This window comes from Stenotrophomonas sp. SAM-B (assembly GCF_013387485.1).
In the GTDB taxonomy this organism is placed as follows: Bacteria; Pseudomonadota; Gammaproteobacteria; order Xanthomonadales; family Xanthomonadaceae; genus Stenotrophomonas; species Stenotrophomonas maltophilia_AA.
In genome coordinates, this window is sequence record NZ_JABBXB010000003.1 from 196,111 (window position 1) to 213,620 (window position 17,510).

General features: G+C 63.5%; 14 protein-coding genes and 2 tRNA genes. All 16 read left to right on the forward strand.

Features of this window, described 5'->3' with window-relative positions:
- The first annotated feature begins 10 nt into the window (after positions 1 to 10).
- The 16 genes from HH110_RS08585 (at position 11) to nusA (ending at position 17,450) form a co-directional block, all read left to right on the forward strand.
- Positions 11 to 763, forward strand: coding sequence for an NADH-quinone oxidoreductase subunit C (locus HH110_RS08585; RefSeq protein ID WP_176989297.1), 753 nt, complete (start codon positions 11 to 13; stop codon positions 761 to 763).
- Positions 760 to 2,067, forward strand: coding sequence for an NADH-quinone oxidoreductase subunit D (locus HH110_RS08590; protein ID WP_176989298.1), 1,308 nt, complete (start codon positions 760 to 762; stop codon positions 2,065 to 2,067). The genes HH110_RS08585 and HH110_RS08590 overlap by 4 nt, the downstream gene beginning before the upstream one ends.
- A 94-nt stretch (positions 2,068 to 2,161) precedes the next feature.
- Positions 2,162 to 2,689, forward strand: a complete 528-nt coding sequence (nuoE, locus tag HH110_RS08595; RefSeq protein ID WP_121038421.1) for an NADH-quinone oxidoreductase subunit NuoE — start codon at positions 2,162 to 2,164, stop codon at positions 2,687 to 2,689.
- A 3-nt stretch (positions 2,690 to 2,692) separates the two neighbouring features.
- Positions 2,693 to 4,033 (forward strand): NADH-quinone oxidoreductase subunit NuoF, encoded by a 1,341-nt coding sequence (gene nuoF, locus HH110_RS08600; RefSeq protein WP_123730636.1) that lies wholly within the window; start codon positions 2,693 to 2,695, stop codon positions 4,031 to 4,033.
- Entirely contained in the window at positions 4,030 to 6,264 is a 2,235-nt protein-coding gene (nuoG, locus tag HH110_RS08605; RefSeq protein WP_176989299.1) for an NADH-quinone oxidoreductase subunit NuoG, read from the forward strand. Before nuoF ends, nuoG begins: the two co-directional genes overlap by 4 nt.
- Positions 6,261 to 7,352, forward strand: coding sequence for an NADH-quinone oxidoreductase subunit NuoH (nuoH, locus tag HH110_RS08610; protein ID WP_121038412.1), 1,092 nt, complete (start codon positions 6,261 to 6,263; stop codon positions 7,350 to 7,352). The genes nuoG and nuoH overlap by 4 nt, the downstream gene beginning before the upstream one ends.
- A gap of 3 nt (positions 7,353 to 7,355) precedes the next feature.
- A complete protein-coding gene (nuoI, locus tag HH110_RS08615) occupies positions 7,356 to 7,844 on the forward strand; it encodes an NADH-quinone oxidoreductase subunit NuoI (protein WP_121038409.1) in 489 nt (162 codons plus the stop codon).
- A gap of 9 nt (positions 7,845 to 7,853) precedes the next feature.
- Positions 7,854 to 8,510 (forward strand): NADH-quinone oxidoreductase subunit J, encoded by a 657-nt coding sequence (locus tag HH110_RS08620; RefSeq protein WP_176989300.1) that lies wholly within the window; start codon positions 7,854 to 7,856, stop codon positions 8,508 to 8,510.
- Positions 8,507 to 8,812 carry an NADH-quinone oxidoreductase subunit NuoK gene (gene nuoK / locus HH110_RS08625; RefSeq protein WP_019182685.1) on the forward strand — a complete coding sequence of 102 codons (306 nt, stop codon included), beginning with the start codon at positions 8,507 to 8,509 and terminating at the stop codon, positions 8,810 to 8,812. The genes HH110_RS08620 and nuoK overlap by 4 nt, the downstream gene beginning before the upstream one ends.
- 7 nt (positions 8,813 to 8,819) lie before the next feature.
- Entirely contained in the window at positions 8,820 to 11,024 is a 2,205-nt protein-coding gene (gene nuoL / locus HH110_RS08630; protein ID WP_176989301.1) for an NADH-quinone oxidoreductase subunit L, read from the forward strand.
- A 23-nt stretch (positions 11,025 to 11,047) separates the two neighbouring features.
- Positions 11,048 to 12,556 carry an NADH-quinone oxidoreductase subunit M gene (locus tag HH110_RS08635; protein WP_019182687.1) on the forward strand — a complete coding sequence of 503 codons (1,509 nt, stop codon included), beginning with the start codon at positions 11,048 to 11,050 and terminating at the stop codon, positions 12,554 to 12,556.
- A gap of 36 nt (positions 12,557 to 12,592) precedes the next feature.
- On the forward strand, positions 12,593 to 14,053 hold the full coding sequence (nuoN, locus tag HH110_RS08640; RefSeq protein WP_176989302.1) for an NADH-quinone oxidoreductase subunit NuoN: 1,461 nt from the start codon (positions 12,593 to 12,595) through the stop codon (positions 14,051 to 14,053).
- 126 nt (positions 14,054 to 14,179) lie between these two features.
- A tRNA-Met gene (locus HH110_RS08645) sits at positions 14,180 to 14,256 on the forward strand.
- Between the two features lie 211 nt (positions 14,257 to 14,467).
- A tRNA-Met gene (locus HH110_RS08650) sits at positions 14,468 to 14,544 on the forward strand.
- A gap of 799 nt (positions 14,545 to 15,343) precedes the next feature.
- Complete coding sequence (gene rimP / locus HH110_RS08655) at positions 15,344 to 15,934, forward strand: ribosome maturation factor RimP (protein ID WP_176989303.1); 591 nt, start codon at positions 15,344 to 15,346, stop codon at positions 15,932 to 15,934.
- A 4-nt stretch (positions 15,935 to 15,938) separates the two neighbouring features.
- Positions 15,939 to 17,450, forward strand: coding sequence for a transcription termination factor NusA (gene nusA, locus HH110_RS08660; RefSeq protein ID WP_176989304.1), 1,512 nt, complete (start codon positions 15,939 to 15,941; stop codon positions 17,448 to 17,450).
- Positions 17,451 to 17,510 lie beyond the last annotated feature (60 nt).

Genomic DNA, 17,510 nt, shown 5'->3' on the forward strand with positions numbered 1-17,510 from the left:
CCAAGCCCCCATGGCAGAGCAAGCACCTTCCTTCATCGACCGACTTTCCGCACGTTTCGCAGGTGCGCAGGTCTTCGTGGTCGAACCCCGCGGCGAAGTGACGCTGGAAGTGCCCGCCGCTGACTGGCATGCCACCGCTCTGGCGCTGCGCGACGAATTCGGTTTCGAGCAGGCGGTTGACCTGTGCGGCCTGGATTACCTCGGCTATGGCAGCGACGAATGGGATACGGCCGATGTGTCGTCCCAGGGCTTCAGCCGTGGCGTCGAGGGCAAGTCCGTCGGTCGTTTCGCCTGGGGTGAATTCCCCACCCGCGAAACCAGCGATGGCGCCCAGCCGCAGCCGATCCCGCTGCAGCGTTTCGCCGTGGTCGCCCAGCTGCGTTCCTACCAGCACAACCTCATGATGCGCATCCGTTGCTTTGCGCCGAACGAGGAGCTGCCGGTGGTCGCGTCGCTGACCAACATCTGGCCGGGCCTGAACTGGTTCGAGCGCGAAGCGTTCGATCTGTTCGGCGTGATCTTCGAAGGCCACCCGGACCTGCGCCGGATCCTGACTGACTACGGTTTCGTCGGGCATCCGTTCCGCAAGGATTTCCCGCTGATCGGCAACGTTGAAGTGCGTTACGACGAAGAGAAGCAGCGCGTGATCTACGAGCCGGTGACCTCGGTCGAGCCGCGCGTCGGCGTGCCGCGTGTCATCCGTGACGACGCCCGTTTCCAGACCGCTGCCGGTGAATCCGCGCAGTCGGAGGCAAGCAAGTGAGCGAATTCACCCAGGCCCACCAGGCCTTTGCGAGCAACCCGGCCGAACTGCGCCAGGAAATCCGCAACTACACCATGAACTTCGGTCCCCAGCATCCGGCCGCGCACGGTGTGCTGCGCCTGATCCTGGAAATGGACGGCGAAACCATCATGCGTGCCGACCCGCACGTGGGCCTGCTGCACCGGGGTACCGAAAAGCTGGCCGAGTCCAAGCCGTTCAACCAGTCGATCGGCTACATGGACCGCCTGGATTACGTGTCGATGATGTGCAACGAGCACGCCTACGTGCGCGCGATCGAGACCCTGATGGGGATCGAGGCGCCGGAGCGTGCGCAGTACATCCGCACCATGTTCGACGAAATCACCCGCATCCTGAATCACCTGATGTGGCTGGGTTCCAACGCGCTCGATCTGGGCGCGATGGCGGTCATGCTGTACGCCTTCCGCGAACGCGAAGAGCTGATGGACTGCTACGAAGCGGTCTCCGGCGCGCGCATGCACGCGGCGTATTACCGTCCGGGCGGGGTCTACCGCGACCTGCCGGACCACATGCCGAAGTACAAGGAATCGCGCTGGCACAAGGGCAAGGCCCTGAAGAACCTCAACGCCTCGCGCGAAGGTTCGCTGCTGGACTTCCTGGAGAACTTCACCGTCGAGTTCCCCAAGCGCGTCGACGAATACGAAACCCTGCTCACCGACAACCGTATCTGGAAGCAGCGTACGGTCGGCATCGGCGTGGTCACCCCGGAACTGGCCCATGCGTGGGGCATGACCGGCGTGATGCTGCGCGGCTCGGGCGTTGCCTGGGATCTGCGCAAGAAGCAGCCGTATGCCAAGTTCGACGCGGTCGAATTCGACATCCCGCTCGGCAAGGAGGGTGACTGCTATGACCGTTACCTGTGCCGCGTGGCCGAGATGCGCGAATCCAACCGCATCATCAAGCAGTGCGTCACCTGGCTGAAGGCCAACCCGGGCCCGGTCATGGTCAAGAACTTCAAGGTCGCGCCGCCCAGCCGCGAAGACATGAAGGACGACATGGAAGCGCTGATCCATCACTTCAAGCTGTTCAGTGAAGGCTACTGCGTCCCGGTCGGCGAAACCTACGCCGCCGTCGAAGCGCCCAAGGGCGAGTTCGGCTGCTACCTGATGTCCGATGGTGCCAACAAGCCGTTCCGCGTGCACCTGCGCGCGCCGGGCTTCGCCCATCTGTCCTCGATCGACTCGATCGTGCGCGGGCACATGCTCGCCGACGTTGTGGCCATGATCGGCACCTACGATCTGGTGTTCGGTGAGGTGGACCGGTGATCGCATCCGCCTGCACGATGCCTGACACCCGCCGGCTGCTGCCGGCGCTGCAGGTTCTGGTTTTTAACGATTTCGTATTCGCTGAGGTCGGCCGATGAAGGCGACAGGTAATTTCGAGGCGGCGCGCGACGTCGACCCGATGGTGGTCTTGAATGACAAGACCCGTGCGCACATCGATCACTGGCTGGCCAAGTTCCCGCCGGATCGCAAGCGTTCGGCTGTCCTGCAGGGCCTGCACGCCGCACAGGAACAGAATGCAGGCTGGCTGACCGACGAGCTGATCGCCGGCGTCGCCAAGTACCTGGATCTGCCGCCGGTGTGGGCCTACGAGGTCGCCAGCTTCTACTCGATGTTCGAACTGGAGAAGGTCGGCCGCCACAACGTCGCCTTCTGCACCAACATCAGCTGCTGGTTGAACGGTGCCGAAGACCTGGTCGCGCATGCCGAGAAGAAGCTCGGCTGCAAGACCGGTCAGTCCACCGCCGATGGCCGCATCTACCTCAAGCGCGAAGAAGAATGCCTGGCCGGTTGCGCCGGTGCGCCGATGATGGTCATCAACGGCCATTACCACGAGCGCCTGACCGTCGAGAAAGTCGACGAGCTGCTGGACGGGTTGGAGTAAGACATGGCACATCATCACGCACCCAGTGGTCCGGTCGGTCCCGCACCGTTGCCGCACCAGGTGGTCTACACCACCCTGCATTACGACACTCCGTGGTCGTATGAAAGCTACCTCAAGACCGGTGGCTATGCCGCCCTGCGCAAGATCCTCGAAGAGAAGATCTCGCCGGAGCAGGTCATCGAAATGGTCAAGCAGTCCAACCTGCGCGGCCGTGGCGGCGCGGGCTTCCCGACCGGCCTGAAGTGGTCCTTCATGCCCAAGGGCACCATGCAGAAGTACATCCTGTGCAACTCGGATGAATCCGAGCCGGGTACCTGCAAGGACCGCGACATCCTGCGTTACAACCCGCATTCGGTCGTGGAAGGCATGGCGATCGCCTGCTACGCCACCGGCTCGACCGTGGGCTACAACTACCTGCGTGGCGAGTTCCACCACGAGCCGTTCGAGAACTTCGAGCAGGCCCTGGCCGACGCCTACGCGAACGGCTGGCTGGGCAAGGACATCCTCGGCAGCGGCGTGGACATCGACATCTACGGTGCGCTGGGCGCCGGCGCGTACATCTGCGGCGAAGAAACTGCGCTGATGGAATCGCTGGAAGGCAAGAAGGGCCAGCCGCGCTACAAGCCGCCGTTCCCGGCCAACTTCGGCCTGTACGGCAAGCCGTCGACGATCAACAACACCGAGACCTATGCCTCGGTGCCGGCGATCATCCGCAACGGCCCGGAATGGTTCGCAGGCCTGAGCCTGACCAAGAACGGCGGTCCGAAGATCTTCTCGGTCTCCGGTTGCGTGCAGAAGGGCGGCAACTTCGAAGTGCCGCTGGGCACCACCTTCGACGACCTGCTGGAAATGGCCGGTGGCCTGAAGCCGGGCCGCACGCTCAAGGGCGCGGTCCCGGGCGGCGTCTCGATGCCGGTGCTGAAGGCCGAAGAGCTCAAGGGCCTGCAGATGGACTACGACACCCTGCGTGCCCTGGGCACCGGCCTGGGGTCGGGCGCCATCGTGGTGCTGGATGACAGCGTCTGCTGCGTCAAGTTCGCCTGCCGCATCTCGCAGTTCTTCCACAAGGAATCCTGTGGGCAGTGCACCCCGTGCCGTGAAGGCACCGGCTGGATGCACCGCGTGCTGGAGCGCATCGTCGCCGGCAAGGCCACGATGGAAGACCTGCATCAGTTGAAGACGGTGGCCGGCCAGATTGAAGGCCACACCATCTGTGCGTTCGGTGAAGCGGCGGCATGGCCCATCCAGGGCTTCCTGCGCCAGTTCTGGGACGAATTCGAGTACTACATCGTCAACGGTCATTCGATGGTTGACGGCAAGAAGGTGGAGGCAGCCGCCGCATGAGCGCGCAACCCGTAAACCCGAGCGTGCCACCGGATCATGTGACCGTCGAAATCGACGGCCAGTCCCTGGTCGTGCCCAAGGGCTCGATGATCATCCAGGCCGCCGACAAGGCCGGCATTCCGATCCCGCGCTTCTGCTACCACGAGAAGCTGCCGATCGCCGCCAATTGCCGCATGTGCCTGGTCGACGTGGAAAAGTCGCCCAAGCCGGCGCCGGCCTGCGCCACGCCGGTCATGGATGGCATGAAGGTCGCCACCCGCAGTGAAAAGGCGCTGAAGTTCCAGCGCTCGGTGATGGAATTCCTGCTGATCAACCATCCGCTGGACTGCCCGATCTGCGATCAGGGCGGCGAGTGCGAGTTGCAGGACGTTTCGCTGGGCTATGGCCGTTCGGTCAGCCGCTTCAACGAGCGCAAGCGCGTGGTGCCCGACGAGGACATCGGTCCGCTGGTCGCCACCGAAATGACCCGCTGCATCCAGTGCACCCGCTGCGTCCGCTTCACCGCCGACGTTGCCGGTACCTATGAACTGGGTGGCATGTATCGCGGTGAGAACCTGCAGATCGGTACCTATGACGGCAAGCCGTTGACCACCGAGCTGTCCGGCAACGTCGTCGACGTCTGCCCGGTCGGCGCGCTGACCAACAAGGTGTTCCAGTTCCGCGCCCGTCCGTGGGAACTGACCGCACGCGAGTCGCTGGGCTACCACGACGCGATGGGCTCGAACCTGTTCCTGCACGTGCGTCGCGGCGAAGTGCTGCGCGTGGTGCCGCGCGACAACGAGTCGGTCAACGAATGCTGGCTGTCCGATCGCGACCGCTATTCGCACCAGGGCCTGTACAGCGAAGACCGTGCGGTCAAGCCGCTGCGCAAGGTCAATGGCGAGTGGAAGGAAGTGAGCTGGGCCGAAGGCCTGGCCGCCGCCAAGGACATCTTCGCCGCCCACCAGGGTGACGATCTCGGCGTGCTGGTGCACCCGTCGGCCTCGAACGAGGAGGGCGCACTGCTGGCCCGTCTCGCGACCGGCCTGGGCACCACGAACATTGATCACCGCATCAACAACCGCGATTTCTCCGACGCCGCCACCGCCGAAGTGTTCGGCCTGCCGTTGGCTGAGATCGAAGGCGCGGACAGCATCGTCGTGCTCGGCAGCAACATCCGCCACGAGCTGCCGCTGCTGCATGCCCGCCTGCGCAAGGCGCAGACCACGCGCAACGCGAAGATCCACGCCGTCAATCCGGTGGACTTCGATTTCGCCTTCAAGCTGGCCAGCAAGCAGATCGTCGCCCCGTCGGCCTTCATCGACGCACTGGGCAACGCCGAGCTGCGTGACGCCGTGAAGGGTGCCAGCAACGCCGTGCTGATCGTCGGTGGCATCGCCGAAAACCACCCGCAGGCTGCCGCGATCCGCGCCGCTGCGCGTGATTTCGCCGCCGCGACCGGTGCCAAGCTGTGCCGCATCCCGCAGGGCGCCAATGCCGTGGGCCTGACCCGCGCCGGCGTGCTGCCGGCCGGCAAGGACGTCAACGCCATGCTGGCCCAGCCGCGCAAGGCCTATGCCATCTACGGCATCGAGCCGGGCCTGGACTTCGCCGACGCCGCTGCTGCCCGCAAGGCGCTGGCCGGTGCCCAGGTGGTGGCTTTCAGCCAGTTCGCCTGTGCCTCGACCCGCGACGTCGCCGACGTGATCCTGCCGATCGGCGCACTGCCGGAAGTGGATGCCACCCTGACCAACCTCGATGGTCGCGAGCAGTCGGCCCGTGCCGGCGGCAAGCTGCCGGGCGAGGCGCGTGAAGGCTGGCGCGTGCTGCGTGCACTGGGTGGCGAGATGTCGCTGGCCGGTTTCGAGTTCACCGACCTGGCCGGCCTGCGCGCCAGCCTGGCCCCGGTCAGCGTCAACGTCTCGTCCTCGACGGCAACGCCGGTAGCGGGCGAGGGCCTGGAAGTGACCTCGACCGCCGCGATCTACCGCACCGATGCGGTGGTCCGTCGCGCCCAGGCGCTGCAGTCGCATCCGCTCAACAACGCCCCGCGCATCGTGCTCAACGCCGACGACGCCGCCCGCCTGCAGTTGGTGGAAGGCCAGATGGCCAAGGTCGGCACCGATGCCGGCCGTGCCACCTTGCCGGTGGTGGTCGACGCCCGCGTTGCCGCAGGGTCGGTCTGGATTGAATCGGGCCACGGTGCAACCGCACCGCTGGGTGCCGCACGCGTAACGGTGGTGGCTGCATGAACGAATTGCTGTTGAACGCGGTCGACCCGCTGCACCAGTGGCTGCTGTCACTGGGCGACATCGGCGCGCTGCTCTGGATCATCCTGAAGATCCTGGTGATCGCCATGCCGGTGATCATCTCGGTGGCCTTCTACGTGGTCTGGGAGCGCAAGCTGATCGGCTGGATGCACGTGCGCCATGGCCCGATGTATGTCGGCATGGGCATCTTCCAAGCCTTCGCCGACGTCTTCAAACTGCTGTTCAAAGAAATTATCCAGCCGAGCAGCTCGCACAAGGCGATGTTCATCCTGGCGCCGCTGATCACGCTGGGCCCGGCCTTCGCGGCCTGGTCGGTGATTCCCTTCGACGCGCAGATCGTGCTGTCCAACGCCAATGCCGGCCTGCTGTACCTGCTGGCGATGACCTCGCTGGGCGTGTACGGCATCATCCTGGCCGGTTGGGCCTCCAACTCGAAGTACGCGTTCCTGGGTGCGATGCGCGCCTCGGCGCAGATGATCAGCTACGAAATCGCGATGGGCTTTGCCCTGGTCGGCGTGATGATCGCCTCGGGCAGCCTCAACCTGAGCAGCATCGTGATGGCGCAGGCGGGCAACTCCGGTCTGTTCGACTGGTTCCTGCTGCCGCTGTTCCCGCTCTTCATCGTGTACTGGGTGTCCGGCGTCGCCGAAACCAACCGCGCGCCGTTCGACGTCGTGGAAGGTGAATCGGAAATCGTTGCCGGCCACATGGTCGAATACTCCGGTGGTGCGTTCGCGCTGTTCTTCCTGGCCGAATACGCGAACATGATCCTGATCAGCTTCCTGATCTCGATCTTCTTCCTCGGTGGTTGGCTGAGCCCGCTCCAGGGCTGGATCACGGCAGACATCTCGCCGTGGATCGACTGGATCTGGAAGGGCGGCTGGCCGTGGCTGCTGCTGAAGGTCTTCTTCTTCGCCAGCTCCTACATCTGGTTCCGTGCCAGCTTCCCGCGCTTCCGTTACGACCAGATCATGCGTCTGGGCTGGAAGGTCTTCATCCCGCTCACCATCTTCTGGATTGCAGTGACGGCGTTGATGGTGTTTTACGGCGTGATCCAGAAGGGCGTCTAAGCGATGAACCGAATTACCCATTACTTCAAAAGCCTGCTGCTCCTTGAGCTGCTCGGTGGTCTGTGGCTGACCCTGAAGTACGCCTTCAAGCCGAAGTACACGATGATGTACCCGATGGAGAAGTTCCCGCAGTCGCCGCGTTTCCGCGGTCTGCATGCACTTCGCCGCTACCCCAACGGTGAGGAACGCTGCATCGCATGCAAACTGTGCGAAGCGGTGTGCCCGGCGCTGGCGATCACCATCGATTCGGCCAAGCGCGAGGACGGCACCCGCCGTACCACCCGTTACGACATCGATCTGTTCAAGTGCATCTTCTGCGGCTTCTGTGAAGAAAGCTGCCCGGTGGACTCGATCGTCGAGACCCACATTCTCGAGTACCACTTCGAGAACCGTGGCGAGAACATCGTTACCAAGCCGCAGCTGCTGGCCATCGGTGATCGGCTTGAAGCCGAGATCGCCGAGCGTCGCGCCGCCGATGCCGCTTTCCGCTGAGGTCGAATGATGGATTGGGTAAATATCAGTTTCTGGGTCTTCTCCATCGTGGCGGGCATTTCCGCCGCGGCGGTGATCAGCGTGCGCAATCCGGTCTATGCCGTGTTGTGCCTGATCCTGACCTTCTTCTCCGTGGCCTGCATCTGGATCCTGGTCGGGGCCGAGTTCCTCGGTGTCGCGCTGGTGCTGGTCTACGTCGGCGCGGTCATGGTGCTGTTCCTGTTCGTGGTGATGATGCTGGACATCGATCCCTCCAACCTGCGCGAGGGCTGGGTGCGTTACCTGCCGCTCGGCCTGGTGGTGGCGGTGACGATGCTCGTGCAGATGCTGGTGCTGATCGGCGTGAAGGGCAGGGCGGTCAATCCGTTCCCGGTCGACAACGCTGCCGCGCTGGCGGCCGACACGTCCAACATCACCTGGCTGGCCCGCAGCCTGTTCACCGAGTACCTGCTGCCGTTCGAGTTCGCCGCCGTCATCCTGACCGTGGCCGTGGTTGCCGCCGTGATGCTGACCCTGCGTCGCCGCACCGGCCTGAAGACCCAGAACCCGTCCGAGCAGACCATGGTCAAGGGCAGCGACCGCCTGCGCGTCGTCAAGATGGATGCAGAGAAGCCGTTCGTGCACACCAACATCAAGCCGTCCAGCAACGAGGAGGCGCAGCCATGATCACTCTTGGCCACATTCTGGCGCTGGGCGCGGTGCTGTTCTGCATCAGCCTCGCCGGCATCTTCCTCAACCGCAAGAACATCATCGTGCTGTTGATGTCCATCGAGTTGATGCTGCTGTCGGTCAACATCAATTTCGTCGGGTTCTCGCGTGAGATGGGTGATACGGCCGGACAGCTGTTCGTCTTCTTCATCCTGACCGTGGCCGCGGCCGAGGCCGCCATCGGCCTCGCGATCCTGGTAACCCTGTTCCGTACTCGCCGCACCATCAATGTCGGCGAAGTCGATTCGCTGAAGGGCTGATCCGTAGATGGAAATCACTCTCTCCAAGAGTCTGTTGATCGCAGTGGTGCTCGCACCGCTGTTCGGCAGCATCATCGCCGGCCTGTTCGGTCGTCAGGTCGGTCGCGCTGGCGCGCAGGCGGTCACCATCCTCGGCGTGGCGGTCAGCTGCGTGCTGTCCAGCTACGTGCTGTACATGCTGTTGTGGGGCGGCGCCCAGCCGTTCAACCAGAACATCTATACGTTCTTTGAAGTGGGCCAGTACTCGGCGCACGTCGGCTTCATGGTCGACAAGCTGACCGCGATGATGATGGTCGTGGTGACCTTCGTGTCCTTCCTGGTGCACGTGTACACCATCGGCTACATGCAGGATGACCCGGGCTACCAGCGGTTCTTCAGCTACATCTCGCTGTTCACCTTCTCGATGCTCACCCTGGTGATGAGCAACAACTTCCTGCAGCTGTTCTTCGGCTGGGAAGCGGTGGGCCTCGTCTCGTACCTGCTGATCGGCTTCTGGTTCAAGCGCCCGACCGCCATCTTCGCCAACATGAAGGCCTTCCTGGTCAACCGTGTCGGTGACTTCGGCTTCATCCTCGGCATCGCCGGCGTGTTGTGGGTGTTCGGCACCCTCGATTACGCCACCGTGTTCGCCAATGCCCAGGTGCTGGGCCACCCGGATGCGGTGATCCAGATCTGGTCGGGCACGATCGACCTGTTCGGCACCTCCATCCCGGTGATGAGCGAGCCGGTGATCTGGTCGGTCGCCACCGTGATCTGCATCTGCCTGTTCATTGGTGCGATGGGCAAGTCGGCCCAGGTGCCGCTGCACGTCTGGCTGCCGGACTCGATGGAAGGCCCGACCCCGATCTCGGCGCTGATCCACGCGGCGACCATGGTCACCGCGGGCATCTTCATGGTCACCCGCATGTCGCCGCTGTTCGAGCTGTCGCAGACCGCGCTGAACTTCGTGCTGTTCATCGGTGCCACCACCGCGTTCTTCACTGGCCTGATCGGCATCGTGCAGAACGACATCAAGCGCGTCGTCGCGTACTCCACGCTGTCCCAGCTGGGTTACATGACCGTCGCCCTGGGCGTGTCCGCGTACTCGGCGGCCGTGTTCCACCTGATGACCCACGCCTTCTTCAAGGCGCTGCTGTTCCTCGGCGCGGGCTCGGTGATCATCGCCATGCACCACGAGCAGGACATGCGGAAGATGGGCGGCCTGCGCAAGTACATGCCGATCACCTTCGTCACCATGTGGATCGGTACGCTGGCCCTGGTCGGTACGCCGTTCTTCTCCGGCTTCTACTCGAAGGACACCATCATCGAGGCTGCCAAGCACCACGCCGAGATTTCCTCCAACTGGGTGGCCACCTATGGCTACTGGGCGGTGCTCGGTGGCGTGATCGTGACCAGCTTCTACAGCTTCCGCCTGCTGTTCCTGACCTTCCATGGCAAGGAACGCTTCCGCGATGCGCATGACGACCACGCGCATGGCCATGATGATCATCATGCCGACGCGCATGGCGCCGATGCACATGCTGCCGACGCTCACCACGGCGACGCGCATCATGACGATCATGGCCACGGCCATGGCGCGCATGAACCGCATGAAACCTCGTGGGTGGTCACCCTGCCGCTGATCCTGCTGGCGATTCCCTCGATCTTCATCGGTTACTTCAGCATCGGCCCGATGCTGTACGGCACCGACTGGAAGGGGACCCACGCCGAGCACGCGATCCCGGGACAGGTGCATTCGTTCTTCACCGGCATCGTTGATTTCTACGTCCCGGCGCGAGACACCATCGGTGCGCTGGCCGGTGAGTTCCATGGCCCGCTGGGCTTTGTCGGTCACGCCATGAAGGGCCCTGCGGTATGGCTGACCTTGGCAGGCTTCCTGCTGGCGGCGTTGTTCTACCTGTGGAAGCCGGAAATGGCCGGCAAGGCCCGCAAGACCTTCGCGCCGATCGTGTCGGTGCTGGAGAACAAGTACGGCTTCGACAAGCTCTGGATCGGCGGTTTCGCCGGCGGCGGTATCAAGCTCGGCAAGGTTTCGCGCGCGATCGACACGAATGTGGTCGATGGTGTGGTGGTCAACGGTTCGGCGCGCCTGATCGATCTGGCGGCCAACCTGCTGCGTCGCACCCAATCCGGTTTCCTCTATCACTACGCCTTCGCGATGATCATCGGCCTGATTGCCCTCCTGGGCGTCCTGATGCATTACCTGCGTTGATGACCTGTACGGAATAAGAAGACGTGTCGAACTGGCCCCTACTTAGTGTTCTCATCTGGCTGCCGATCATCGGCGGTGCATTGATCCTTGCCATCCGGGATGCCCAAACCGCCCGGTGGGCGTCCCTGGGCGTCGCGGTGCTGACCTTCGTGGCCAGCCTGTCGCTGCTCAGCGGCTATGACACGGGAATCGACGCGCTGCAGTTCGTCGAGACCCGCGCTTGGATCCCCGCCTACGACATCGGCTACAACCTCGGCGTCGACGGCATCGCGATCGCGCTGATCCTGCTGACCACCCTGGTCTCGGTGCTGGCCCTGATCGGTGCGTGGAGCGCGATCGACAAGCGCGTGAACCAGTACGTGGCCGCCTTCCTGATCCTGGAAGGTGTCACCGTCGGTATCTTCTCGGCGACGGACGCGATGTTGTTCTACGTGTTCTTCGAAGCGATGCTGATCCCGATGTTCCTGATCATCGGTGTCTGGGGCGGCCCGCGTCGCATCTACGCCGCGTTGAAGTTCTTCCTGTACACCTTCCTCGGCTCGGTGCTGATGCTGGTGGCCCTGATCTACCTGTACCTGAAGGGCGGCAGCTTCCAGCTGGCCGACCTGTACCAGCTGCAGCTGTCGGGCAAGGAACAGACGTGGATCTTCTTCGCCTTCCTGATCGCCTTCGCGGTCAAGGTGCCGATGTTCCCGGTCCACACCTGGCTGCCGGACGCCCACGTGGAAGCGCCGACCGCCGGTTCGGTGATCCTGGCGGCAATCGCCCTGAAGATCGGTGGCTACGGCTTCCTGCGCTTCAACCTGCCGATCGTGCCGGACGCCTCGCACGAGTGGGCCTGGCTGGTGATCGCGCTGTCGCTGGTGGCGGTGATCTACGTCGGCCTGGTCGCCCTGGTGCAGGACGACATGAAGAAGCTGATCGCCTATTCGTCGATCGCGCACATGGGCTTCGTGACCCTGGGTACCTTCATCGCCATGTGGCTGGTGCGTGACGCCGGCAACCCGGATGCGGCCCGCCTGGGCCTGCAGGGTGCGATGGTGCAGATGGTCTCGCACGGCTTCGTGTCCGGCGCGATGTTCTCCTGCGTCGGCGTGCTCTACGACCGCATGCACAGCCGCCGCATCGCCGATTACGGCGGCGTGGTGAACGTGATGCCCTGGTTCGCCACCTTCGCCATGCTGTTCTTCATGGCCAATGCCGGCCTGCCGGGTACCAGCGGTTTCGTCGGTGAGTTCATGATCATCATGGCCAGCTTCCAGCGCAATCCGTGGCTGGCACTCGGCGCGGCGAGCACCCTGGTGATCACCGCGGCGTATACGCTGTGGCTGTACAAGCGCGTGTTCTTCGGTGAAGTGGCCAATGCCCATGTCGCCGAACTGAAGGACATCAACGGTCGGGAGTGGCTGGTGTTGGGTGTATTCGCCGTGGGCACCCTTGCCCTGGGCCTGTACCCCAAGCCGCTGACCGACCTGATGGAGCCCTCGATCGCGAAGCTGGCGATGCAGATCGCATCCAGCAAGCTGCTGTAATCGGGCCGTCGAGAGTATTGATTCCAGGATTTGATGATGACCACCTCGCCGCTGTTGCCACTGACCGCCGCTGACCTCCCGCCGCTCGCTCCCGAGCTGGTGCTGGTCGGCAGTGCGTTCGCCCTGTTGATGCTTGATCTTTTCATCAGTGAGAAGAACAAGATCTGGACCCACCTGTTCTCGATCGCTGCGCTGGCGGTCGTGTTCTTCATGCTCGCCACCGGAGTGGGCGGGCAGGGCGAGGTCTTCCACGGCATGTTCGTCCGCGACAACGCGGCCGACGTGATGAAGACCGTGATCGTGCTGTGCAGCGGGCTGACCCTGATCTACGGCTGGAGCTACCTGCGCGAGCGCAAGCTCTACCAGGGTGAGATTCCGGTGCTGATCCTGTTCGCCACCGCGGGCATGATGATCCTGGTCTCGGCCGGCAGCCTGCTGATGGTCTACCTGGGCCTGGAACTGCTGGCCCTGTGCTCCTACGCACTGGTCGCCAGCAACCGTGAGAACGGCCTGGCCTCGGAAGCGGCGATGAAGTACATCGTGCTGGGTTCGCTGGCCTCGGGCCTGCTGCTGTACGGCATGTCGCTGATCTACGGCGCCACCGGCTCGCTGCACCTGGACGCCATCAATGCGGCCATCCCGCACACCGAAGAGAAGATGCTGCTGCTGACCGGCGCGGTGTTCATGATCGCCGGCGTGGCCTTCAAGCTCGGTGCGGCTCCGTTCCACATGTGGCTGCCCGACGTCTACCAGGGTGCCCCGGCACCGGTCGCGTTGTTCATCAGCTCGGCCCCGAAGCTGGCTGCGTTCGGCATGGCCTACCGCCTGCTGGAAATGGGCGTGGGTCCGCTGGCCGACGAGTGGAAGTACCTGATCGGTGGCCTGGCCGCACTGTCGCTGGTGATCGGCAACTTGATGGCGATCGCGCAGACCAACCTCAAGCGCATGCTGGCCTTCTCGACCGTCTCGCACATCGGCTTCCTGCTGATGGGCATGGCCGGTGGTGGCGAGCGGGGTTACTCGGCGGCGCTGTTCTATGCCCTGAGCTACGCGATCATGTCCACCGCGGCGTTCGGCGCGATCATCGCGTTGTCGCGCAATGGCTTTGAAGCCGAGAAGATCGAAGACTTCAAGGGCCTCAATGCCCGCAACCCGTGGATGGCCGGCCTGGTGTTGTGCATCATGGCGTCGCTGGCAGGCATCCCGCCGTTCCTGGGCTTCTGGACCAAGCTGGCCGTGCTCGGCGCGGCGATCCAGGGCGACATGCTGTGGCTGGCCATGGTCGGCGTGATCTGCGCCGTGATCGGCTGCTTCTACTACCTGCGCGTCATCAAGGTCATGTACTTCGATGAGCCGGTGGGCGAGCCGCTGCCGGCCAACAACGACCGCGTGCTGGGCGTGGTGCTGGGCGTGAATGCCCTGGCGCTGCTGGCCCTCGGCGTAGCGTGGAACCCGATCATGGTGTGGTGCCAGCAGGCATTTGCACATATTTCGTAAAAAACGATACAAACGTGCGCAACTCGTGTAATATTCATCTCCTGAGTTGTTGATGCAGCGGTTTCGCCAGAACATCGTTGCGGTAGGTACCCACCGTTGGTTGGTACACAACTCATCCGCTTCTGCTGCGGGGTGGAGCAGTCTGGCAGCTCGTCGGGCTCATAACCCGAAGGTCGCAGGTTCAAATCCTGCCCCCGCTACCATATAGCTCCGGTGCAAACCGGAGGCAGTGGACGAATCAAGCGATACCGGAAACGGTGTCGCTTTTTTCGTTCCAAGGTTCGGCTCGCGCTGGTTGTTTGGCGTTGGCGTTGGCGTTGGCGTTGGCGTTGGCGTTGACCAATGGCTGTCGCACAGCAAATGTTTCAAAGGGGTTGCACGGGATCTCAAACTCCCTTACAATTCCGCTTCTGCTGCGGGGTGGAGCAGTCTGGCAGCTCGTCGGGCTCATAACCCGAAGGTCGCAGGTTCAAATCCTGCCCCCGCTACCACAGAAAATCTGCAGTGCAGATGCAGTAGACGAAAAGGCGATCTCGGTAACGAGGTCGCTTTTTTCGTTATGGCATTGGCATTGGCATTGGCATTGGCATTGGCATTGGCATTGGCATTGGCATTGGCATTGGCATCGGCATCGGCATCGGCATCGGCATCGGCATCGGCGCGGCAGTGGAAGGGCGGCGATGGCGGCAGCGGTTGCGGTTGTTGTTGCGCCAAAGATGATCGACGCACACCCAGGGTCAACGACGGGTCGTCGCATGAAATGTCGCCACGCTTTTGCTTTTGACCTCAGTGACTGACCAGCCATTTCCGTAGGCAGCGGTGCGGGCAGGTTGGCGGGACCATTGGGGCGACATGGATGTCGCCCATGAGCCCCCATGGACGGGTTCACGGCGCGTCCCGCGGACCTGCCCCCGCCGCTGCCCACGACGAAGGTCACACACCCGCTTGGCTGTTCAGCTTTCCGAATAGGGACACCAGTAGCCACCCCAACCATTGCACCAGCGCGGTGCAACGGCTATCATCAGTGGCTTAGCGGACTGTCTACTCATATCCCCTCAACGGATATGAACAGGCCCCGCAACCGGCTTCCAGGAACGGCAACCTGTACCCAGGCCGCCGTGACCCCCGGAACGCTGGGCTCGCAGACGCGCACCACGTGCGCATCTGCACCGGAATCCAGCATGACCGGAGTTGTACCGGACAGGGGCCCAACGGGCCCTTTGTTGTTTCCGGAAGGTGGTCCATGCACTGGACCAGACCGTATTTCTTTTCAACGAATCAAGGCCGACTGTGAGCGACAAGGCAACCGAAATCGCGAATCTGCTCGCCCCCACCGTTCAGTCGCTGGGTCTCGAGCTGCTGGGCGTGGAGTATCTGACCGCACCGGGCGGCGCAACGCTGCGCCTGTACATCGACGTGCCGCTGGCCGAACAGCCCGAGCGCATCGTCAACATCGACGACTGCGAGCGCGTCAGCCGCGAAGTGTCCGCCCAGCTGGACGTCGAAGACCCGATCACGGCGAACTACACGCTGGAAGTGTCTTCGCCGGGCGTGGATCGCCCGCTGTTCACCGGCGCGCAGTTCGAGCGCGCCATCGGCGAATCCGCCAAGGTGACGCTGAGCCTGCCGCAGGACGGCCGCCGCCGTCTGCAGGGCGAGATCCTCGCCGTGGATATCGAACAGGGCACGGTGACCTTCAAGGTCGACAATGCTCCGTTCACCGCCGACATCGAGAACATCGACAAGGCACGCATCATGCCGGACTGGGCCGCCCTTGGCCTGGCTCCGACCAAACCGACTGGCCCGGCACCCAAACAGGGTGGCAAGGCGAACAAGAAACCATCCAACGAGCCGGCGGCCAAAAAGCCGCGCGCGGAGTGAGCCAATGAGCAAGGAACTTTTGCTGGTAGTGGATGCGGTCGCCAACGAAAAAGGCGTCCCGCGCGAAGTCATCTTCGATGCCATCGAGGCCGCGTTGGCTTCGGCTGCCAAAAAGCGTTACCCGGAAGAAGAAGTGCTGGCCCGTGTGTCGATCGACCACAAGGACGGCAACTACGAAACCTTCCGCCGCTGGGAAGTGGTGGCCGATGACGTGGTCATGGAGTCTCCGGACCGCCAGATCCGTCTGATGGACGCCATCGATGAAGCTGACGGCGTGGAAGTCGGCGATTTCATCGAAGAGCAGATTGAAAACCCGGACTTCGGCCGTATCGCCGCACAGGCCGCCAAGCAGGTGATCGTCCAGCGCGTGCGCGAGGCCGAGCGTCAGCAGGTGGTCGATGCGTGGAAGGATCGCGTCGGCGAACTGGTCACCGGTGTGGTCAAGCGCGCCGAGCGCGGCAACATCTATGTGGACCTGGGCGGCAACGCCGAGGCCTTCATCCCGAAGGACAAAGGCATTCCGCGCGACGTACTGCGCGCTGGCGACCGCGTGCGCGGTTACCTGGCCGAAGTCCGTTCGGAACCGCGTGGCCCGCAGCTGTTCATCAGCCGCGCCGCGCCGGAATTCATGATTGAACTGTTCAAGCTCGAAGTGCCGGAAGTCGGCCAGGGCCTGGTCGAGATCAAGGCCTGTGCACGTGATCCGGGCGACCGCGCCAAGATCGCCGTGCTGGCCCACGATTCGCGTACCGATCCGATCGGTGCCTGCATCGGCATGCGCGGTTCGCGCGTGCAGGCCGTGTCCAACGAGCTCAATGGCGAGCGCGTGGACATCGTGCTGTGGAACGAGAACCCCGCCAACTTCGTCATCAATGCGATGGCGCCGGCGGAAGTGCAGTCGATCATCGTCGATGAAGAAAAGCACTCGATGGACCTGGCCGTGGCGGAAGAGCGCCTGGCCCAGGCGATCGGCAAGGGCGGCCAGAACGTCCGTCTTGCCAGCCGCCTGACCGGTTGGCAGCTCAATGTGATGACCCAGGACCAGGTGACCGCCAAGTCCGAGGCAGAGCAGACCGTTGCCCGCCAGCTGTTCATGGACAAGCTGGAAGTGGATGAAGAAATCGCCGCCATCCTGGTGACCGAAGGCTTCAACACCGTGGAAGAAATCGCCTACGTCCCGGTCGGCGAACTGCTGGCCGTGGAAGGCTTCGACGAAGACATCGTCGAAGAGCTGCGTGCCCGTGCCCGCGATGCGCTGCTCAACGAAGCGCTGGCGGTGGAAGAAGGTCTGGAAGACGGCTCGCCGTCGGAAGACCTGCTCGCCCTGGAAGGCATGGACGAGGCGACCGCCTACGCCCTGGCCGGTCATGGCGTGCGTACCAGTGAGGACCTGTCGGACCTGGCCGCCGACGAGATCCTCGAGTTCGGCATCGAGGACATGGACCAGGAGCGCGCCGCCGCCCTGATCCTTGCCGCCCGAGCCGAGGAGATCGCCCGCCTGGAGCGCGGCGAATGAGCCAGCGATGAACAGTGCCCTGACCCGCTCAGGGCTTAGACTCCGCGCTGCCTTCGCACG